The sequence below is a fragment of the Sphingomonas sp. FW306-1B-B10E genome, from assembly GCF_058782005.1.
Genome location: NZ_JBYSXG010000058.1, coordinates 1 through 20,732 on the forward strand (window position 1 = coordinate 1; position 20,732 = coordinate 20,732).

Consider the following 20,732-nt stretch of genomic DNA (forward strand, 5'->3'; position numbering starts at 1 on the left):
TCCCCCGACCCCTCCCGCAAGCGGGAGGGGAGCGCGCGCGACTAGGATCACCGCCCCGCCGGGCGCCGCGCCGCCAATGCCGCGAGGCAGCTTGCCTGGTCGATCGGGCCGCCGTCGCGCTGGCGGGTGTCGAGATAAGTGACCACGGCCTCGCCGCGGCCCTTTGCGGGGGGGTAGAGATAGGTGTCGAGCACGCAGATCGGGCCGGCGAACTGGAGCTTGCGCGCCGGACCTTCGGTCGCGTCGAGCGAGGGCGTGCCGAACTGGGCGATCAGCCGCGGCGCAGTCTGCCCTTTTACCGCGGTCACGCTCGCCGGCGCGGGCGCAGCGGCGGGGACGGGGACGTAGGTGGCCGGGCGCGCCGCGGGAATCATCTCGCCGCCGCAGCCGCCCAGCGCGACCGCGCTCGCCAATATCCAGAACCTCATGCGTTTCTCCCGCGGTGGAATGCGTGCGTCGCCAGCGCGGCGCCGAGCACCGGGGCGACCAGATTGACGAAGGGCACCAGGAACAGTCCCGTCCCGATCGCCCCGAGCGTCAAGCGGCGGAGCCGCGTGCCGCGCCGCCATCCGGCGAGTTCGGCATAAGGCATGTGCCGCGCCGCGACCATGTCGCCCAGGTCGCGCCCGAGCAGCCATGCGTTGACGACGAAGAACGCCACCGCCGTCCCCAGGCCGGTGATCAGCAGCACCAGGTACAGCGGCGCGAGCAGCAGGTTGAACCCGATCGCACGCGCCGCCGAGCCGACGCCCATCGCGATCGACCGCCCGAGCGGCACGTCGCGCGCCGCGGCATGCGCCGCCGGATAATGTTTCGCCTCGACCGCGGCGACGACCTCGTCGGCGAAGATCCCGACCACCGCGACCGCAACCGCGCGGAACAGCAGCCACCAGCCGAGCGCGAGCAGCAGGAGGGTCGCGGCGTCGGCGAGCATGCCGGCATGGCTGCCCAATCCCATCCATTCGTTGGCGAAGCCCGCCAGCCGGCCCATCGCCGCCCACAGCGCGAAGCCCAAGGCGACGAACAGCAGCAAGGTCAGCGCCAGCGATTTGGCCAGCACCCGCAGGATGGGCCGATCGAGCAATTGCCCGAACGCAAGGAGAAGGCCATGGATCATTGCGCTATGCTTTGCCGCTCTCTAGGGCGTCGGCGCAACCCATCGGAGCCCATGAATTGACCAGCCCAACGCATGACGTCGTCGCCATCGGCAACGCGATCGTCGATATTCTCGCCCAGGCCGAAGACAGCTTCATCGAAGAGATCGGCGTCGCCAAGGGCTCGATGCAGCTGATGTTCTCGCCCGAAGAGGCCGACGCGCTCTACGCCAAGATGGGCCCTGGCCGCGAAGTCTCTGGCGGCTCGGCGGCGAACACCGTTGCCGGAATCGCCGCGCTCGGGGGCCGGACCGCGTTCATCGGGCAGGTCGCCGACGACCAACTCGGCACCGTGTTCGCGCACGACATTCGCGCCGCCGGCGTCGATTTCGACACCGCGGTCCGCGCCGGCCAACCGACCACGGCGCGCTGCCTGATCTTCGTCACCCCCGACGGCCAGCGCACGATGAACACCTTTCTCGGCGCCTCGCAGTTCCTTCCCGCCGCCGCGCTGGACGAGCAATTGATCGCCGGCGGCGCGATTCTCTATCTCGAGGGCTATCTGTGGGATCCCGAGGAGCCGCGCGCGGCGATGCGCAAGGCGATCGACATCGCGCGCGCCGCCGGCCGCAAGGTTGCCTTCACGCTCTCCGACGTCTTCTGCATCTCGCGCCACGGCGACGATTTCCGCAAGCTTATCGAGGACGGTCTGATCGACATCCTGTTCGCCAACGAAAGCGAATTGCTCGCGCTCTGCGCGCATGAGGATTTCGAATCCGCGGTCGCGCACATTCACGGCAAGGTGCCGCTGCTCGTCGTCACGCGCAGCGAGCATGGCGCGATGGCGCTCCAGGGCAGCGAGCGCGTCGAAGTCCCCGCCGAGCCGATCAAGCAGCTAGTCGATACCACCGGCGCGGGCGACATGTTCGCCGCGGGTTTCCTGTTCGGCCAGGCGCAGGGTCGCGGGCTCGAAGAGTCGCTGCGACTCGGCGCGATCTGCGCCGCGGAGATCATCCAGCATTACGGCGCGCGCGCCGAAGCGGACCTCAAGAAGCTCGCAGCCGCATCGGCGAGCCCCGCTGCCGGCTGACGGCACGAAGCGGGAATGGCGGAAATCCGACGTTTCTGAAGGGGTTGCCCGGCAGCCCCTGAGGCCGACGCGCCTTAAGTATCGCGTAACCCAGCATATGTTAGTCCGGCCCTTCGAAAAAGATTCGAGGGTCGAACTTGCTGCGACGCGTACCGCCGAGCCAGGTGAAGATGGGGATGTACATCCACGGGTTCGAAGGCTCGTGGTTCAGCCATCCCTTCTGGCGCACGCGGTTCCTGCTCGAACGCCCCGAAGACCTTGCCGCGGTGCTGGCGAGCGACGTGCAGGCCGTGGTAATCGATGTCGAGCGCGGCCTCGCGCCGCCGGATGGCGCGCCACGGGTGGTCTCGCGCGCCGCGCCCCAGTCCGCACCCGCGATCATCGTGCCGGTCACCCCGCGTGACGTCGCCAAGGCCGACCGCGAGCATGCCAGGAAGACGATCGCGCGCGCCAAGCGGGAGGTAAAGGGCGTGTTCGATTCCGCCCGGCTGGGTCAGACGATCGACGCGGAATCGGTGGCGCCGGTCGTCGCCGACATCTCCGAAGCGGTCGATCGCAACCCGGCGATGTTCATCGACATGGCGCGGCTCAAGTCCAAGGACGAATATACCTATCTGCATTCGGTCTCGGTCTGCGCGCTGATGGTCAATCTGTCGCGCCAGCTCGGGCTCAACGAGACGACCGTGCGGTCGATGGGGCTTGCCGGCTTGCTCCACGACGTCGGCAAGATGACGGTTCCCGGCGAAATCCTCAACAAGCCCGGGCGGCTCTCCGACGATGAGTTCGCCCAGGTCCGCAGGCATCCCGAACAGGGCCATGCAATGCTGGAGCAGGGCGAGGGCGTGACCCAGGAAGTGCTCGACGTCAGCCTGCTCCACCACGAAAAGATGGATGGCACGGGCTATCCCTTCGGGCTGAAGGGCGAGCAGATCAGCCTCGCTGCGCGCATGGGCGCGATCTGCGACGTCTATGACGCGCTGACGTCGGATCGCGTCTACAAGGAAGGCTGGTCACCGCTCAAGGCAGCGACCGAAATGTATGGCTGGCAAGGCCATTTCGATCGCGAGCTGCTGTTCAAGTTCCTGCGCAGCATCGGCATCATCCCAACCGGAATTCTCGTCCGGATGGGTTCGAACCGCCTCGGCATCGCGTTGCCGGACGGCGCGCGGGAGATCCGCAGCAAGGTGCGTATCTTCCATTGCGCGCTCGAGCGCTCGCCACTGACGCTCGAGGACATCTTCCTGTCGAGTTCGGGATGCGGCGCCGACTTCGTGGTCAGCGAGGAGGACCCTGCGCGCTGGGGCTTCACCGACTGGCAAAAGCTGTCGCAGCAGCTGATCGCGGGGCGCGGCGCTCACGGTTGAAGCGGATCGCGACGCGCTTGTTGCAAACGGTTCTTAATATCACTAAGGCCCCCATGTCGCGGTTTCGCGGCCCATGTCTGAAATCGGGGACCTATCTTGACCGTCAAGCTTTCTCTCGCCCTCGGCACGGCGCTCGCCGCGCTTGCCAGCCCGGCTTTCGCCCAGACCGCCGACCAGGCGACGCCGGACGATGAGGTCATCGTCAGCGGCCGCTATACGATCCCCGACAAGATCGACACCGCAACCGGGCTCGGCCTCACCGTCCGCGAGACGCCGCAGTCGGTGAGCATCGTCACCGCGCAGCGCATCCTCGACCAGAATCTGATCAGCGTCGCCGACGTGATCGAGAACGGCGTCGGCGTCGCGGTCAACGAAGTCGACGACGTTCGTAACTCCTTCTACGCGCGCGGTTTCGAGATCCGGAACACCCAGGTCGACGGCGTGCCGGCGGCGTGGACCCTGGCGGGCGGCAATGGCGAGACCAGCATCGACGTGTCGATCTACGACCGCGTCGAGATCGTCCGCGGCGCGACCGGCCTGCTCTCGGGCGCGGGCGATCCCTCGGCTTCGGTCAATCTCGTGCGCAAGCATGCCGACCGCACCGATTGGGGCGGCTATGTCAATGCAAGCGGCGGCAGCTGGAACACCTGGCGCGTATCGGGCGACGTGGGCGGTGCGCTGACCGCCGACGGGCGCGTCCGCGCGCGGCTGGTCGGCCGTTACGAGAAGGGCGAAAGCTATATCGACATCCAGGACAAGTCGAAATGGGTGCTCTACGGCGTCGTCGAGGCCGACGTCACCGACAGCACGCTGGTCCGCGCCGGCATGAGCCACCAGGACAACAAGCCCAAGGGCGCGACCTGGGGGGCGCTGCCGACCTTCTACACCGACGGCACCACCACCAATCTGTCACGCTCGCAGACCACGGCGGCCGACTGGACCTATTGGAATTCGACCAACCAGAACATCTACGCCACCGTGCGCCAGGAGTTCGGCCCGCGCTGGAACCTGACCCTCAATTACAATCGCCTCAAGAACACCGGCGATACCCAGCTGCTCTACCTCTACGGCAATGTCGACAAGGCAACCGGCGCGATCCAGTTTTCGAACCCGTACAAGTCGAAGGGCGAGAGCATCCAGGAGAGCTTCGACGCGCAGTTGAAGGGCGAAGTCTCGCTGTTCGGCCGCGATCATGAAGTCGTGGTCGGCGCGCTGAGCAGCATCCTCAACCGGCACACCGACAATTTCGTCGCGCCGTTCACCTTCGATGATCCCTCCACGCCCGATGCTGCCTTCGTCGACTGGGCGCGGAACGTCCCGCTCGTCGGCCAGGTCGGCGTTCCCTTCCCCGAGCCGGTCTGGGGCACGACCGCGGTGCGCAACGAGCAGGAGCGGATCAAGCAGACCGGCTATTATGGCGCGGTCCGCCTCAACCTCGCCGATCCGTTGAAGATCATCGCGGGCGGCCGCCTGGCGAGCTGGCACCAGACCGGCTTCGCGTGGAGCGGCCCCAGCGATTACGGCGATGACGACGTGTTCATCCCCTATGTCGGCGCGCTCTACGACATCACGCCGAACCACCGGCTTTATGCGAGCTACACCAAGATCTTCCAGCCGCAGAACCTGTACGATCGCGATCGGAACCTGCTCGATCCGCTCGACGGCAAGGCGTACGAAGTCGGCCTGAAGAGCGCCTTCTTCAACGAGGCGCTGCAGACTTCGGTCGCCCTGTTCCGCATCGAGCAGGACAATGTCGGCCAGATCGACGGCGCGCCGATCCCGATCGCGGGCGGCCAGCCGTTCCAGCCATACCGCGCGGCGCAGGGCGTCACTAGCCAGGGCTTCGAAGTCGAGGTCACCGGCCGGCCGCTGCCGGGCTGGAACATCAACCTCGGCTACAGCCAGTTCAAGGCCGAGGACGAGGAGGACAATCCGGCGAACACCGATCAGCCGCGCCGGCTGCTCAAGCTGTTCACCACTTATGAGGTCGATCGCTTCACGATCGGCGGCGGCGTCAATTATCGCAGCAAGGCCTATTCGGCCGGCACCAATCCGGTCACCGCCGCGCCGTTCGTCTTCCAGCAGGACGGCTACGCCATCGTCAATCTGATGGCGCGCGTCGCGGTGACCGAGCAACTCCAGGTTCAGGCCAATGTCGAGAATCTGCTCGACAAGACCTATTACAGCCAGGCCGGCTTCTTCAGCCAGTACCGCTACGGCGCGCCGCGCAACTTCACGGTGAGCGCCAACTACCGCTTCTGACCGATCTGGCGCGGCGCCTGGCGAAAGATGCCGGGCGTCGCGCCATGGGTCAGGGCCTGGCGCGTTCGAACGCCATGCTTCCTTCGGGCCGGTGCAGCGTCAGCGTGTCATCCCGGATCTCGGCGGGCACGCCGGTCAAATCGACCACGCCGAAGTCGTTCGGCGTCAGATCGAATATCGCGCTGCGGCCTTGTCGGGCATCGAGCGCGAGGCGGGGAGATTGCAGCCGGTAGGGCGCCATGCGGAAGGTCACGAAGCGCGGTGTGCGACGCTCATCGGCGGGGAGCGACCAGGGTCCACCGGTCAGGTAGGAATCGAGCGGTGCGCCGGTATCGAACTCGATCCGCAAATCCACTCCCGGGACGTCATTGCCCGTCGGCGAGAGAACGCGCAGCGCGAAGGGCTTGCCGGGCGTAGTCTCGATCCGCCCGGGGGTGATCGTCGGCGGCACGGGTCGCGGATCGCTGGTCAGCTCGATGCGGTTGCCGGCGGCCTTCCAGTGGCCCCGCGCGCGCTCGTCCAGCGACCCCACCGTCAGCCCGTAGAGGAAGGTGCCGTCGGGATTCAGTCGGATCCCCGCGACGAGTTCCCTTTCCGAATGGACATAGTCGCCCGCCGGAGAAGCCGCAGCAGGGGCTGCTTCCTGCGCGCAGGCTGGCGCGGCGATGGTCAGCCCGGCGACGATGCCGATACCACGCCGCAGCCAGAAATTCGTTCCGGAGCGCGGCATTGCGTGCTTACGCCTCCGCTCGTTCGCGTTCGACTTCGCGCCAGCCGATGTCGCGCCGGCAGAAGCCGCTCGGGAAATCGAGCGCGTCCACCGCGCGATACGCGGCGGTCTGCGCCTCACGCACGCTCCCGCCGCGCGCGGTCACTGCGAGCACGCGCCCGCCGCTCGCGACCAGCGTGTCGCCGTCGCGCCGGGTGCCGGCATGGAACACCTTCGCCCCGGTTGCCTCGGCCGCGTCGATCCCGCCGATCGCCCCGCCGGTCTCGGGCGTGCCGGGATAGCCGTTCGCCGCCATCACCACGGTCAGCGCGGTGTCCGCCGAGAAAGCGGGGTCGGCGCGGCCGGCGAGCTCGCTTTTGGCGGTCGCCACCATCAGCTCGAGCAGATCGCCTTCGAAACGCAGCATCAACACCTGGCATTCGGGATCGCCGAAGCGGGCATTATACTCGATGAGCTTGGGACCCTGGGCAGTGAGCATCAGCCCCGCATAGAGCACCCCCGAATAGGGTGAGCCCATCCGCGCCAGCGCTTCGACCGTCGGCCGGACGATCGTGTCGATTGACTGGCGCTCGAGTTCGGCAGTGAGCACGCGCGCGGGGCTGTATGCGCCCATCCCGCCGGTGTTCGGGCCGGTGTCGCCATCGCCGACGCGCTTGTGATCCTGCGCCGAGCCGAACGGGAGCAGATGTGTTCCGTCGGTCAGCACGAACAGGCTGGCTTCCTCGCCCTCCAGGAATTCCTCGATCACCGCGCTGCCGCCCGGCACCGCGAAGATCGCGCCGATCGCTTCCTCGGCCTCGTCCCGGGTCATCGCCACCGTGACGCCCTTGCCCGCGGCGAGCCCATCGGCCTTGATCACCACCGGCAAGGCGAAGTCTTCGAGGCTGGCGAGCGCACCGTCGCGGCTCTCGACGCGGACATAGCCGGCGGTCGGAATGCTCTCGCGTGCGCACAGATCCTTGGTGAAGCCCTTCGATCCTTCGAGCTGCGCCGCGGCCTTGTTGGGGCCGAACACGCCCACGCCCATCGTCCGCAGATTGTCGCCGAGCCCCGCGACCAGGGGCGCCTCGGGCCCGATCACGACGAACTGGATTGAATGGCGGATGCAGAAATCGATTACCGCGCGGTGGTCCGCAAGCGTCAGGTCGACGCATTCGGCATGCTCGGCTATTCCCGGATTGCCCGGCGCGGCGTAGAGCTTCGCGAGGAGCGGCGATTGCGCCAGTTTCCACGCGAGCGCGTGCTCGCGGCCTCCCGACCCGAGTAGCAGGACGTTCATGGCCGACCCCTTTTTCGATACGTCATCCGGCCGGCTCGTAGCCGAGCAAATGCCGGGGGACAACGCACCGGCCATGAGCGTCAGCGAGCTCTCCCAATCCTTGAAGCGGATGGTCGAGGGCGAGTTCGGCCATGTCCGGCTGCGCGGCGAGATTTCGGGGTGGAAGCGCGCCGCCTCGGGCCATGCCTATCTGTGCCTGAAGGATTCCGACGCGGTGATCGACGGGGTGATCTGGCGCGGCGCGGCGGCGGCGCTGCCCTTCGCGGCGCAGGACGGGATCGAAGTGATCGCCACGGGCAAGCTCACCACCTATCCCGGCCGCTCCAAATATCAGATCGTCATCGAGCGGATGGAGCTCGCCGGCGAAGGCGCGCTGATGGCGCTGTTCGAGAAATTGAAGGCCAAGCTGGCGGGCGAGGGGCTGTTCGATGCCGCGCGCAAGAAGCCGCTGCCGCACATGCCGCGCACGATCGGCGTGGTGACCTCGCCGACCGGCGCCGTGATCCGCGACATCCTCCACCGGCTCGGCGACCGCTTTCCTAGCCATGTCCTGGTCTGGCCGGTCAAGGTCCAGGGCGATGGTTCCGCCGCCGAAGTCGCCGCGGCGGTGCGCGGCTTCGACGCGCTGCCCACCGACGGTCCCGTCCGTCGGCCCGATCTGCTGATCGTCGCGCGGGGCGGCGGCTCGATCGAGGATCTGTGGACCTTCAACGAGGAAGCTGTCGTCCGCGCCGTCGCCGAATGCGGTATCCCGGTGATCTCGGCGGTCGGGCACGAGACCGACACCAGCCTGTGCGACTTCGCTGCGGACCTGCGCGCGCCGACCCCGACGGCCGCCGCCGAGATCGCCGTCCCGGTGCTCGCCGATGTCCGCCACACCGTCGCGACACTCGCGCACCGCACGGAGCGTTGCGTCCGCCGTTATCACGAGCGCGCCGGCGAACGCCTCCAGGCGCTGGTCCGCGTGCTGCCGCGCCGCGATGCCCTGCTCGGACCCCAGCGCCAGAAGATGGACGACCTTGCCGGCCGGCTCGACCGCGCGCTCGAACGCCGCGTGACGCTGGCGCGCGCGCGGCTCGATCGCGATGCCGGCGCGCTGCGGCCCGCGGTGCTCGACCAGCTGGTGGCGACCGCGCGGCATCGCTTTGACGGCGTCTCGCGGCTGCTCGACAGCGTCAATCCGGACAATCTTCTCGAGCGCGGCTATGTCCGTGTCGGTGCCAAGGCGAGCGGCAAGGTCGTCACCACCGTCGCCGAGGCGCAGGCGGCGGGGGCGATCACGTTGCAGTTCAGGGACGGTCCGGTCGACGCCCGGGTTGAGCGCGCCGCGCCCAAATCCTACACTGCCGCCAAGCCCGAACAGCCCAGCCTGCTCTGAACCCTATCCGCAACGAAGAGACGCCGCCATGCTGATGTCCAACACCGCCCGCGCTGCCAAGCTGCACTACATGGCCAACGGCTTTCGCGTGCTCGCGCCCGGCGATCATGTCGTCTGCGCGGTCAGCGGCGAACGCATCCCGCTCGAGATTCTGCGCTATTGGAGCGTCGATCGCCAGGAGCCCTATGCCGCTGCCGAACATGCGGCGACGGCGCTGCACGGCAAGTGAGGCTCGCACGGCGCACCGTTGCCCTGCTGGCCTCGATTCTTCTGTGCAGTGCAGCGAGCGCCCAGCAGAGCGGCCCAGCCCTTGCCGGCGCGGCGCAGGCCGATCGCTTCGCGCTGAGCGGCCAATTGGTCCAGGGCGGTGCCGCGACCGGGACCGCGCCGCGCGGGACCACTCTGCTCAGCCTGAACGGCACGCCCGTCGAAATCGCCGCTGATCGCCGCTTCCTGATCGCCTTCGACCGCGATGCGCCGTCGACCGCCTTGCTCGCCGCGCGGCTGGGAAATGGCAGCGAAGTCCGCCAGGCGCTGGCGATCGCCCCGCGCGCTTGGGACATTTCGCGCCTCAACACCTTGCCCAAATATCCGGTGCCGCGCCCCGAGTTCGAGCGGGTCCGCCCGGCCGAGCTCGCCCAGATCAATGCCGCCCGTGCGCTGCGCAGCGATTCCCAGGGTTGGCGCCAGACCTTCCTGTGGCCGGTGACCGGGCGCATCTCGACCCTGTTCGGGTCGCAGCGCATCTATCGCGGCGAGCCGGGGGCCTATCATTCGGGGATCGATATCGCGCGGCCCACCGGGACGACCGTGCTCGCGCCGGCCGACGGCGTGGTCGTGCTCGCCGCGGCGGCGCCGTTCACGCTTGAGGGCAATCTGCTGATGATCGATCACGGCATGGGGCTCAACACCGCATTCATGCATCTGTCGCGGATCGACGTGAAGCTCGGCCAGCAAGTTCGGCGGGGCCAGCCGATCGGCGCGGTGGGACGCACCGGACGTGCCACGGGCCCGCATCTGCACTGGAGCCTCAAGTGGCGCGACGCGCGGATCGATCCGCTGCTAATCGCCGGACCGATGCCCGCTGCAGACTGATCCGCATGTCATCATGCACTGCAGCATAATATTTGTGCACGTCTCGATGTTGCTGCGCAACAATCGAACCTATTCTGTGGCTTTTTAGTTACACCCCGCAGGAAGGCGGCAGGCTGAGCCAATGCGTGCTTTACACCAGCAAAGCGCCGCTTCATCCCAGCGTCCAAGCTCTGATTGTTGCACGTGCACAGCGCGGCATGCGGAGCGGGGAGACATGGCGGCCGCCGGTCCAGGGACCCGGCTGCAGTAAGCGAGGGATCACCATGAAGAAATCCACTATCGCACGCGGCTTGCGCGGAGGTTCGGCGTTGTCCGCGCTCGTGCTTGCGGGCACGTTGTTCGCCGCACCTGCTTTCGCGCAGAGCGAGGTTCCGGTGGCCGGCCCTGTCGAAGGCCAGTCGGCTGACGACGCTTCCGATACGCAGGGCGACATCGTCGTCACCGGCTCGCGCATCCCGCAGGCCAACATCACGTCGACCGCACCCGTCACCGTCGTCGGTGCCGAGGACGTCAAGCTCCAGGGCACGACCCGCGTCGAAGATCTGCTCAACTCGCTGCCGGCAGTGTTCGCCAGCCAGTCGTCGTCGCTTGCCAACGGTGCGGACGGCACGGCCTCGGTCGATCTTCGCGGCCTCGGCACCAGCCGTACGCTGACCCTGGTCAACGGTCGCCGCCTGCTCCCGGGTGACCCGAGCCCGAGCAGCGGCTCGGCCGCCGACATCAACATCATCCCCGCCTCGATGCTCAAGCGCGTCGAAGTGCTGACCGGCGGCGCATCGTCGACCTACGGCGCGGACGCGGTCGCGGGCGTCGTCAACTTCATCATCGATACCGATTTTGAAGGCATTCGGATGGACGGCCAGTACAGCGTCTATCAGCACAGCAATCGCAATTCGCTGACTCCGCCGCTGCTCGACGCGCAGACCGCACTGGGCCGGTCTGGCTACGGTTATCCGAGCTCGAACGTCGTCGATGGCGCAGCGTTCGACGGCACCTTCTCGGTCGGCACCAGCTTCGGCGGTGACGATCGCGGCCATGCCATGGCCTATTTCGGCTATCGCAAGGTCAATGCCGTTACGCAGTCGCGTCGCGATTACAGTGCCTGCACGATCCAGAACACTCCGGCCGGCGCGCCGACCTGCGGCGGCTCTGCGACTTCGGCGGAAGGCAACTTCCTCGTGTTCGAAGGCGGCACCTCGACTTTCTACAACTTCCGGCCGGGCGGCGGCGTCGCGCCGGGCTCGACCCGTTACAATTTCGCACCGACCAACTATTTCCAGCGTCCGGACGAGCGCTACACCGCGGGCGTCTTCGCCAATTATGAAGTCGATGACGCATTCAAGCCGTATCTCGAATTCATGTTCATGGACGACCGCACCGTCGCCCAGATCGCCCCGTCGGGCAATTTCGGCAACACGCTGACCATCAATAGCGACAACCCGCTGATCTCGCCCGCGCAACGCGCGGTGATCTTCACGCCGGAGAACCTGATCAACGGCTTCCTCGGCAACTTCCCGCTCGCTGTTGGCGCGTCCTACAATCCGAATCCGGGTGCTGCGCCGCTCACCTTCTTCAATACGATCGTCGATCCGAATACGGGCTTGCCGAGCTCCTATAATCGGGCGTTCCTTCAGGTGCTCCGTCGCAACGTCGAAGGCGGTCCGCGTCAGTCGGATCTCCAGCACACCAATTATCGCGGTGTGATCGGCGCGAAGGGCGACCTCGGCGAGCAGTGGTCGTACGACGCATATTACCAGTTCGGCCGGGTGAAGTACTCGCAGGTCTATTCGAACGAGTTCTCGGCCGCGCGCCTCGCCCGCGCGCTCGACGTGATCGACGATCCGCGCGTAGCCGGCGTGAACCCGATCTGCCGCTCGGCTTACGAGGGCGTCGACACCAATTGCGTACCGTACAACATCTTCGGTGGCCTGGGCGCAGCGAGCCCGGCATCGATCGCCTATCTGTCGGCGACCGGCTTCCAGAACGGTCAAACCACCGAGCAGGTGGCCAACGTCTCTTTCACCGGCCAGCTGGGCGGCTACGGCATCCAGACTCCCTGGGCGACCGACGGCGTCGGCATCAACGTGGGTGTCGAATGGCGCAAGACCGAGCTCGAGCTCAAGACGGACAACGCCTTCCAGACCAACGATCTGACCGGTCAGGGCGGCGCGACCTTGCCGATCTCGGGCAATTTCCGCGTGTTCGAAGTGTTTGGCGAGACCCAGATCCCGCTCGTGCAGAACAACTTCATCGACTTGCTCGCGGTCAATGCCGGCTATCGTCACTCGTCGTACAAGACGAGCGCCGATCGCAGCTATGACACCGACACCTACAAGGTCGGTGTGGACTTCGCGCCGATCAAGGACATCCGCTTCCGTGGCACTTACAACCGCGCGGTGCGTGCGCCGAACATCCAGGAACTGTTCTCGACCGCCACGGTCGGCCTGAACGGTTCGGAGGATCCGTGCGCGAAGACCGATGCGCAAGGAAATGTCGTTCCTATTGCGGCGACTGACTATGGCTGCCGCGCGCAGGGCCTTGCAGTGGGTCAGGGAGTTACCGGCAATCCGGCAGGCCAGTATAACGGCCTGATCGGCGGCAATGCAGATCTGCAGCCCGAAAAGGCGACCACGAAGACGCTCGGCGTCGTGTTCCAGCCTAGCTTCGCTCCGCGCTTCGCCCTGACGGTCGACTATTTCGATATCAAGGTGGAACAGGCGATCCGCTCGTTCGGCCAGGATGCGATCCTGGGCGATTGCGTCGACAACGCGACGGCGACCTTCACGCCGGACTCGTGCGCGCTGGTCAATCGCGATGCTGCCGGTTCGCTGTGGCTCACCCCGGGCGGTTATGTGACCGATCTGCCGAACAATGTCGGCGAACTGCAGACCAAGGGTATCGAAGTCGGTGCGTCCTATTCGATGCCGCTGTTCGGCCTCGGCCGTCTGTCGCTCAACATGAACGGCACGTATCTCGACAGCTACAAGGTCAACAACGGCATCAGCACGCCGTACGACTGCGCGGGCCTCTATGGTCCGACCTGCAGCATCGGCGGCACCACGGATGCGGGCTCGCCGCTTCCCGAGTGGCGGCACAAGCTGCGCGCGACGCTTCAGATGGACGGCGGCGTCGGCCTGTCGGTTCAGTGGCGTCACATCGGTCCGGTCCATGCGGAGACCGCATCCGGCCAGGAGAGCCTGGCCGGTGCGAACAACTTCGATCCGGGCCTGCGTTTGAAGCCGTTCAACTATATCGATCTGGCTACCACCTTCTCGATCGGTGACTCGTACACCTTCCGTCTCGGCGTCAACAATCTGTTCGACCTCGAGCCGCCGCTGGTGACTTCGGGCAATGCCGGTCGCGGGGGTTCGAACCTCTGCCCGACCGGTCCGTGCAACGGCAACACCTATCCGGCCACCTATGACGCGCTCGGCCGCTACCTGTTCGCAGGTATCACCCTGAACTTCTAAGGTTCGGCAAAAAGACCCATTGGGGGCGGTCGGTGCAAACCGGCCGCCTTTTTTTTAACCATCGCGCGCCGGCCCTGCGCTGCTTGCGCCGGCTACGCATGGCGGTTCATAGCTGGCGCATGGCCACTGCACCCACGCTCGATGCATCCACCGCCGCGGCGCTTCGCGAGGCGATGCGCGCCGCCCAAGCCGGCGACCTTGCCGGCGCCCGCGCGCGTGCCGAGGAGGCGGTGCCGCGAAGCCCGGAACCGGCGCCGCTCCACGCCTTTCTGGGAATGCTCGCGGCGCGTGCGGGCGATCTCGCCGGGGCCGCCGAACAGCTTGGGCAGGCGCATCGCGCGAGGCCGGGTGACGTCACGATCCTGTGTAACCTGATCGCCGTGCTGATCGATCTGGGAAATCGCGAAGCGGCGCTTGCCGTGGCGACACGGGAAAGCGCCTTTGCCGACCCGTCGCTGCGCGTCGCCCGTTACCGCGGTTTTCTAGCGCAGGCGCTCGATCGCTTCGACGAAGCGGCCGAAGCCTATGCGTTCGTGGTGGAGCGCGCACCGCAGGATTTCGAAAGCTGGAACAACCTCGGCAACGCCCGTTCGGCACTTGGCGACTTTGAGGCGGGGATTGCGGCGCTTGAAAGGGCGGTAGCGATGGATCAGCATGCGGCGCCGACCCGGATCAACTTGGCGATCGCGCTGCGCACCGCGGGGCGGCAAGCCGATGCCGAATCGATCTTGCGGACCGCGGTGCATGATTTCCCGACGGATGCGCATGTCCGCCGCGAATACTACGCGCTGCTCAAGGCTGAGGGCCGGGCAGGGGAGGCGCTGGCGATGCTCGAAGCGGCGGCGCAATGCGATCCCGCGCGCGCGGATCTCCAGATTGAACTCGGCATTGAATATGCGTTGGCGATGGAGACCGAGAAGGCCGAGCGCGCTTATCTCCAGGCGCTCGCTCTCGATGCAGGCGCGCGCGATGCGTATCTCGGGCTGGTGATCCATTACGAGCACACAAATCGCGAAGACGCGTTCGCACCGTTGGTCGCGCGCGCCGAAGCGAACGGCGTGGATATCGGCACGCTGAGCTTTCTGCGCGCGTTCGAGCACCGCCGAGCCAAAGCCTTCGAGGAGGGGCTGGCCGCGCTCGACCTGGTCCCGCCCGAGATCGAGCCTGAACGCACCGCGCACCTGCGCGCGACCCTGCTCGACCGGCTCGGCCGCTCGGACGAAGCTTTCCACTGGTACGCGCAAACCGCGCGGCTGCATGCGATGGACGTGTCGGAGCCGCTCAAGCGCGCTGCAGAGTTGCGCGACGAATTGCGCGGCGAACTGGCCCAGATGACCCCCGAATGGGTCGCGGGGTGGACGCGCGACGTGCCCGCGCCGGTGCGGCCCGCGCCGGTGTTCCTCGTCGGCTTCCCGCGCTCGGGCACGACCCTGCTCGACACGATCCTGATGGGCCATCCCGACACTGCAGTGATGGAAGAAAAGCCGCCGCTCAACATCGTCGCCGACGCGATCGGCGGGCTGGCAAACCTCGCGGCGATGGATGCCGATGCGATCGCCGCGGCACGCGCGCGCTATTTCGAGGAAGCTGCAAGCTTCGCGCCGCTCGACGGACGGCTGCTGATCGACAAGTCTCCGCTATTCCTTTCCAAGGTTCCGCTGATCCAGCGGCTTTTCCCCGAGGCGCGCTTCATCCTCGCGCTGCGCCATCCGTGCGACGTGCTGCTCAGCTGCTTCATGAGCAATTTCAGGCTCAACCGCGCGATGTCGAACTTCCTGCAGATCGAGGATGCCGTGGAGCTCTACGACCTGAGCTTCAGCCATTGGGAGCGTGCGGGCACGCTGTTCCCCGTCGCCGCACACCCCATCGTCTATGAGCGGCTGATCGAGGATGTCGAAGCTGAAGTCCGGCCGTTGTTCGACTGGCTCGGGCTCGATTGGCATCCACAAGCGCTCGACCATACCCGCACTGCCAAAGCGCGCGGGCTGATCACCACCGCCAGCTATTCGCAGGTGACCGAGCCGATCTACAAGCGCGCCGCGGGCCGCTGGCATCGCTATCGCGCGCATCTCGAGCCCGTGCTGCCAGTGCTGGCGCCTTGGGTCGAGAAATTCGGCTACAGCCTCTGAGCACTGGACTCGGGCGCGGATCGCGCTCAAAATCCCGGCGTGGAGCCGCTGTCGGGCGGCCTTATAGTGGAAATCGTGCCATGACTCGAACCGCCACCGCGATCGTCGCGGCTTCCCTGCTCTCGCTCGTCGCGCCGCTCGCGGCCGCGCAGGAATCCAAGCCCAAGACGCGCGACCCCAACGAGGTCGTGTGCAAGAAGGAGGACGTGCTCGGCAGCCGCCTCCAGACACGCAAGGTCTGCATGACTCGCGCCGAATGGGCCGAGCAGCGCCAGCTCGACCGCCAGAATGTCGAGCGCTCGCAGACCAACACCTGCCAGCGCCAAGCGGGCTGCTGAGCTAGCCTGTTCCCCGGCGAAGGCCGGGACCCAGTTTCGACGAAGCCGGCGCGTGCGGACCGCCCTCTCGAAGACCGCCGTAACTGGACCCCGGCCTTCGCCGGGGAACAGTTCACGCCACGCTCAATTTCAGCGCGCCGTCGCCCTCGTCGATCTGCACGGTCGACCCGTCCTTGGCGTCGCCGCGCAGGATCAGGTCGGCGAGCGGATCCTGCAGATAGCGCTGCACCGCGCGCTTGAGCGGCCGGGCGCCATAGACCGGATCATAGCCGACCCGTCCGAGCCACGCGCGCGCGGCATCGGTCAACTCGATCCGGATCTTGCGGTCGGCAAGCAGCTTGCTGACGCGGCCCACCTGGATGTCCACGATCGGCGCCATGTGCTCGGCCGCGAGCCGGTGGAACAGGATGATCTCGTCGAGCCGGTTGAGGAATTCGGGCCGGAAATGCGCGCGGACGATCTCCATCACTTGCGGCTCGACGTCCTCGACCTTCTGGCCATCGGCAAGGTTGGTCAGGAATTGCGACCCGAGGTTCGAGGTCAGGATCACGATCGTGTTCGAGAAATCGACCGTGCGGCCCTGGCCGTCGGTCAGCCGCCCGTCGTCGAGCACCTGGAGCAGCACGTTGAACACGTCGCCATGCGCCTTTTCGACTTCGTCGAACAGCACGACCTGATAAGGCCGCCGCCGCACCGCCTCGGTCAGCACGCCGCCTTCCTCATAGCCGACATAGCCGGGAGGGGCGCCGAGCAGCCGCGCGACGCTGTGCTTCTCCATGAACTCGCTCATGTCGATGCGGACCATGGCATTGGGATCGTCGAACAGGAATTCGGCGAGCGCCTTGGTCAGCTCGGTCTTGCCGACACCGGTAGGTCCCAGGAACAGGAACGATCCGAGCGGACGGTTGGGGTCCTGCAACCCTGCGCGCGAACGCCGCACTGCGGTCGACACGGCCTTGACCGCATCCGACTGGCCGATGACGCGCTTGCCGAGCTGCTCCTCCATGTGGAGCAATTTCTCGCGTTCGCCCTCGAGCATCTTGTCGACGGGAATGCCGGTCCAGCGCGCGACGACTGCGGCGATGTCCTCGCTGGTGACTTCCTCGCGCAGCATCGCATTGCCGGTCTGCTGCTGTGCGGCTTCCAGTTGTTTGGTGAGCGCGGGGATCGTGCCGTAGTTGAGCTCGGCCATCTTGCCGAGATCGCCCGCGCGCTGCGCCTGATCGAGTTCGAGCTTGGCGGCGTCGAGCTGCTCCTTGAGCTTCGATTCGGCGTTGATCTTGTCCTTCTCGGCCTGCCAGCGCGCGGTCAGTTCGCCCGATTGCTGCTCTAGATTGGCGAGGTCGGCCTCAAGCGTGGCGAGCCGGTCCTTCGACGCGGCATCGGTCTCCTTGCGGAGCGCCTCGCGCTCGATCTTGAGCTGGATGATCTTGCGGTCGAGGTTCTCTATCTCCTCGGGCTTGGACTCGACCTCCATGCGGATGCGGCTCGCCGCCTCGTCCATCAGGTCGATCGCCTTGTCGGGGAGGAAGCGGTCGGTGATGTAGCGGTTGGAGAGGGTCGCCGCGCTGACGATCGCGCCGTCGGTGATCCGCACGCCGTGATGCAGCTCGTATTTTTCCTTGAGGCCGCGCAGGATCGAGATCGTGTCCTCGACCGTGGGCTCGCCGACGAACACCGGCTGGAAGCGCCGCTGCAGCGCCGGGTCCTTCTCGACGTACTTCCGGTACTCGTCGAGCGTGGTGGCGCCGATGCAGTGGAGCTCGCCGCGGGCAAGCGCAGGCTTCAGGAGATTGCCCGCGTCCATCGCGCCCTCGGTCTTACCGGCGCCGATCAGCTGGTGCATCTCGTCGATGAACAGGATGATGTCGCCTTCGCCGGCCTTCACTTCGTCGAGCACGCCCTTCAGCCGCTCCTCGAACTCGCCGCGATATTTGGCACCCGCGATCAGGCTGCCCATGTCGAGCGACATCAGGGTACGGTTCTTGAGATTGTCGGGCACGTCGCCATTGGCGATGCGCAGCGCCAGGCCCTCGGCGATCGCGGTCTTGCCGACACCGGGCTCGCCGATCAGCACCGGGTTGTTCTTGGTGCGCCGCGCGAGGATCTGGATCGTCCGGCGGATCTCCTCGTCGCGCCCGATCACCGGATCGAGCTTGCCGGCGCGCGCGGCATCGGTGAGGTCGCGAGCGAACTTCTTGAGCGCGTCATAGCGGTCCTCGGCACCGGCGGTGTCGGCGGTCTTGCCCTTGCGCAGATGGTTGATCGCGCCGTTGAGCGCCTCGGCTTTCACCCCGGCGGCAGCGAGTGCCTTGCCCGCAGCGGTGGTGGTGGCGAGCGTCAACGCGAGCAGCAGCCGCTCGACCGTGACGAAGCTGTCGCCCGCCTTGGTTGCGACCTGCTCGGCCGAATCGAGCACGCGCACCGCGTCATTGTCGAGCCCGGGGGTTTGCTGCGCGCCGCCGCCCGACACCGCCGGGATCTTGGCCAGCGCCGCGTCGGTCTCGGCCAGTGCGCGCTTGGCGTCGCCGCCCGCCGCGCCGATCAGCCCGCTCGCCATGCCCTGCTCGTCCTCGAGCAGTGCCTTGAGCAGGTGCTCGGGCGCGATGCGCTGGTGGCTCATGCGGATCGCGACGGTCTGTGCCGACTGAAGGAAGCCCTTGGCGCGGTCGGTGAATTTCTCGAGGTTCATGCTGGCCCCATTTGGTTACGGGGCCGAATGTAGTGTTGCCATTGTGCAACACAAGGCCTCGGCCGGGCTACATCAACACCCGGTAATGCGGGTTGGGCTCCTTCACCCAGGCGATCGAGATTGTCGCGCCGGCATAGTCTGCCTGGATCATCTTGCCGTCGGGCTGGAGGATCCGGATCGTCCTATTCAACGCCCATGCAATCATGTTGAGCGCATCCCAGCCAAGCGGATTATAGATGGTCGACGCCGATAGCCTGTTGCGGATCCGGGCTTGCTGCGAGGTAGGGGTGGGGATGCTGCCTAGCCGTGTGCCTATAGTGGCTCGTACATTGCTGAGCATGCCGGCATTTGCGATGGCCGCGAAGAGGTCGAGGGTGGGCCCAACCAGCGTGAGCCCGTGATCGCTGATCACGTCGGCCTGTATGCGGCTGACCGGGGCAAGCGGGCCGCCTGTAGGATTGTCGTGCTCGTAGTTCGCGTCGCTCCTGCTGTTCCGGGCGGGACCTAGAGCGAACCTCCCCACCATGCCCGTGACCTCGCCAAGCACGTCCCCCCCGGTCTTCGGTCCGGGGGTTAGGTTTATCAGGGCAGCTTCCACAGGATCGTTGGCATTGAGCGAGTTGATCCAGCGCGCCCGCTCAAGATTGAAGATCTGCGCGGTCAATGCCGCTCTGACGGCAACTTTCCAGCGATGGTCATTGGTCGCGAGGATCATCGCCAGATCCGAGAGATAGGTCATGATCAGATCGGTGACATGGGCTGGCGTTACGCCATGCGCCATGGCTCCCTGGGAAGCGGCGTGCATCGCGCGGGCCATTTCGAAGACGGTCTGGCGATAATGAACGAAGCGCGGCTCTCCGGCCACCGTCGCGAAGACGTGATCCTGCTGGCCGGCTTCGCCCGCACGGATGTCATGGCCGGGAACGCCGGTCGGGTAGGCGGTGTTCGCGGTCACTGCCGTGTTCTCGCCGGCGATCTCCACGGGGCTCATCGCGGCGCGAGCGAGCGGATGAACGGCGAGTTCGTGGGCTAGCATGCCGAGGATACGACCGCGGCTCTGCTGCTCGAAGAACCAAGGTGAGAGCTTGATCTGCACCTGGTCCCCGACGGTTTTGACCGTGGCGAATTGTGCTTCGAACTCAAGCGTGATCAGCACATCGCGCGTGCCCAGATAGGTGGCGATGGTCGGCGTGTTGAGCAGGCCGTCAACGATCGCGTCGCCTTTTTCCTGATAGTTCGGATGGAGATTGGCAAACCGCACATGCCCGGCGCATTGCGCGACCGGAGCGGCGCTAAGCGCCATCGTCTCAGGCGACCGGGCTGGCGCCGTTTCGACATGTGTCGCAGCGCGTGCGCCCATTCTGTCGGCTTCGCGTTCCAGCCGGACATCGTCGTTGATGGGCGCGCCACCCGATCGCATCGTGGCCTGGACGCGGCCCTGCTTCTGCTGGACGACGTGCCATGCTTCGTGCGGCAGATGCCGTTCCTGGCCTGGCCCGAGATGAATGTCGGTTCCCTGGGCAAAGGCAAGCGCCCGAAGCTGCGCCGGGCGAGACGAGTTGCGATGGACAGTGACGTCGTCGAGTGCGATTCCGGACAGTGCCTCGATGCCGGTCTTGAGCCGATCAGGAAGGCCGGTTCGATTGGCGGGACGCGTGTTTAGTTGCGCGGCGTGATGCTTCATCCTCTGGACCGGGCGGCGCCCGGAAAGCACGTGTCCCGGGACCGCCTCGACCCGCTGCGCCGTGCCGGTCTTGGCGGCATCGCGAGACCGGCTGCAATGCTCGGCCACCTGCACCTCCGTTGCTGTG

At 66.5% G+C, this 20,732-nt stretch carries 15 protein-coding genes; 9 read left to right on the forward strand and 6 right to left on the reverse strand.

Annotation, left to right across the window (positions count from 1 at the left end):
* Positions 1-47 precede the first annotated feature (47 nt).
* Together AC3WJI_RS18120 and AC3WJI_RS18125 are read right to left on the reverse strand one after the other, a co-directional pair.
* Positions 48-428, reverse strand: coding sequence for a hypothetical protein (locus tag AC3WJI_RS18120; protein WP_492758691.1), 381 nt, complete (start codon positions 426-428; stop codon positions 48-50).
* Positions 425-1,117: an EI24 domain-containing protein gene (locus AC3WJI_RS18125; RefSeq protein ID WP_492758692.1), complete on the reverse strand. Its 693-nt coding sequence runs from the start codon at positions 1,115-1,117 to the stop codon at positions 425-427. Before AC3WJI_RS18125 ends, AC3WJI_RS18120 begins: the two co-directional genes overlap by 4 nt.
* Positions 1,118-1,173: 56 nt before the next feature.
* Here AC3WJI_RS18125 and AC3WJI_RS18130 point away from each other — a divergent pair, with 56 nt between their 5' ends.
* The 3 genes from AC3WJI_RS18130 to AC3WJI_RS18140 all read left to right on the forward strand — a co-directional run bounded on the left by AC3WJI_RS18130 (position 1,174) and on the right by AC3WJI_RS18140 (position 5,810).
* Positions 1,174-2,184, forward strand: coding sequence for an adenosine kinase (locus AC3WJI_RS18130; RefSeq protein ID WP_492758693.1), 1,011 nt, complete (start codon positions 1,174-1,176; stop codon positions 2,182-2,184).
* A 137-nt stretch (positions 2,185-2,321) separates the two neighbouring features.
* A complete protein-coding gene (locus AC3WJI_RS18135; protein ID WP_492758694.1) occupies positions 2,322-3,548 on the forward strand; it encodes an HD-GYP domain-containing protein in 1,227 nt (408 codons plus the stop codon).
* A 93-nt stretch (positions 3,549-3,641) separates the two neighbouring features.
* Positions 3,642-5,810 carry a TonB-dependent siderophore receptor gene (locus AC3WJI_RS18140; protein ID WP_492758710.1) on the forward strand — a complete coding sequence of 723 codons (2,169 nt, stop codon included), beginning with the start codon at positions 3,642-3,644 and terminating at the stop codon, positions 5,808-5,810.
* A 49-nt stretch (positions 5,811-5,859) separates the two neighbouring features.
* Here the strand turns inward: AC3WJI_RS18140 and AC3WJI_RS18145 are convergent, their stop codons facing one another.
* Complete coding sequence (locus AC3WJI_RS18145; protein ID WP_492758695.1) at positions 5,860-6,540, reverse strand: hypothetical protein; 681 nt, start codon at positions 6,538-6,540, stop codon at positions 5,860-5,862.
* Between the two features lie 7 nt (positions 6,541-6,547).
* Positions 6,548-7,819 carry a phosphoribosylamine--glycine ligase gene (gene purD / locus AC3WJI_RS18150; protein ID WP_492758696.1) on the reverse strand — a complete coding sequence of 424 codons (1,272 nt, stop codon included), beginning with the start codon at positions 7,817-7,819 and terminating at the stop codon, positions 6,548-6,550.
* On the opposite strand from purD, the gene xseA reads away from it, so the two are divergent.
* The 6 genes from xseA (at position 7,818) to AC3WJI_RS18180 (ending at position 16,229) form a co-directional block, all read left to right on the forward strand.
* A complete protein-coding gene (gene xseA / locus AC3WJI_RS18155) occupies positions 7,818-9,197 on the forward strand; it encodes an exodeoxyribonuclease VII large subunit (protein WP_492758697.1) in 1,380 nt (459 codons plus the stop codon). The genes purD and xseA overlap by 2 nt on opposite strands.
* A 28-nt stretch (positions 9,198-9,225) precedes the next feature.
* Positions 9,226-9,426 carry a DUF2093 domain-containing protein gene (locus AC3WJI_RS18160; protein ID WP_492758698.1) on the forward strand — a complete coding sequence of 67 codons (201 nt, stop codon included), beginning with the start codon at positions 9,226-9,228 and terminating at the stop codon, positions 9,424-9,426.
* A complete protein-coding gene (locus AC3WJI_RS18165; protein WP_492758699.1) occupies positions 9,423-10,292 on the forward strand; it encodes a M23 family metallopeptidase in 870 nt (289 codons plus the stop codon). The genes AC3WJI_RS18160 and AC3WJI_RS18165 overlap by 4 nt, the downstream gene beginning before the upstream one ends.
* Before the next feature lie 308 nt (positions 10,293-10,600).
* Entirely contained in the window at positions 10,601-13,762 is a 3,162-nt protein-coding gene (locus AC3WJI_RS18170; protein WP_492758700.1) for a TonB-dependent receptor domain-containing protein, read from the forward strand.
* Positions 13,763-13,881: 119 nt separating this feature from the next.
* Positions 13,882-15,891 carry a tetratricopeptide repeat-containing sulfotransferase family protein gene (locus tag AC3WJI_RS18175; protein ID WP_492758701.1) on the forward strand — a complete coding sequence of 670 codons (2,010 nt, stop codon included), beginning with the start codon at positions 13,882-13,884 and terminating at the stop codon, positions 15,889-15,891.
* An 80-nt stretch (positions 15,892-15,971) separates the two neighbouring features.
* Positions 15,972-16,229: a hypothetical protein gene (locus tag AC3WJI_RS18180; protein WP_492758702.1), complete on the forward strand. Its 258-nt coding sequence runs from the start codon at positions 15,972-15,974 to the stop codon at positions 16,227-16,229.
* A 112-nt stretch (positions 16,230-16,341) separates the two neighbouring features.
* On the opposite strand, the gene clpB is transcribed toward AC3WJI_RS18180, so the two are convergent.
* Together clpB and AC3WJI_RS18190 are read right to left on the reverse strand one after the other, a co-directional pair.
* On the reverse strand, positions 16,342-18,921 hold the full coding sequence (gene clpB / locus AC3WJI_RS18185) for an ATP-dependent chaperone ClpB (protein ID WP_492758703.1): 2,580 nt from the start codon (positions 18,919-18,921) through the stop codon (positions 16,342-16,344).
* Between the two features lie 67 nt (positions 18,922-18,988).
* Positions 18,989-20,713, reverse strand: a complete 1,725-nt coding sequence (locus AC3WJI_RS18190) for an eCIS core domain-containing protein (RefSeq protein ID WP_492758704.1) — start codon at positions 20,711-20,713, stop codon at positions 18,989-18,991.
* Positions 20,714-20,732: the final 19 nt, after the last annotated feature.

Coding starts and splice junctions, on each gene's coding strand:
- AC3WJI_RS18175 (WP_492758701.1), top strand. CDS start 13,882: ATGGCCACTGCACCCACGCTCGATGCATCCACCGCCGCGGCGCTTCGC.
- xseA (WP_492758697.1), top strand. CDS start 7,818: ATGGCCGACCCCTTTTTCGATACGTCATCCGGCCGGCTCGTAGCCGAG.
- AC3WJI_RS18120 (WP_492758691.1), bottom strand. CDS start 428: ATGAGGTTCTGGATATTGGCGAGCGCGGTCGCGCTGGGCGGCTGCGGC.
- AC3WJI_RS18180 (WP_492758702.1), top strand. CDS start 15,972: ATGACTCGAACCGCCACCGCGATCGTCGCGGCTTCCCTGCTCTCGCTC.
- AC3WJI_RS18125 (WP_492758692.1), bottom strand. CDS start 1,117: ATGATCCATGGCCTTCTCCTTGCGTTCGGGCAATTGCTCGATCGGCCC.
- clpB (WP_492758703.1), bottom strand. CDS start 18,921: ATGAACCTCGAGAAATTCACCGACCGCGCCAAGGGCTTCCTTCAGTCG.
- AC3WJI_RS18160 (WP_492758698.1), top strand. CDS start 9,226: ATGCTGATGTCCAACACCGCCCGCGCTGCCAAGCTGCACTACATGGCC.
- purD (WP_492758696.1), bottom strand. CDS start 7,819: ATGAACGTCCTGCTACTCGGGTCGGGAGGCCGCGAGCACGCGCTCGCG.
- AC3WJI_RS18145 (WP_492758695.1), bottom strand. CDS start 6,540: ATGCCGCGCTCCGGAACGAATTTCTGGCTGCGGCGTGGTATCGGCATC.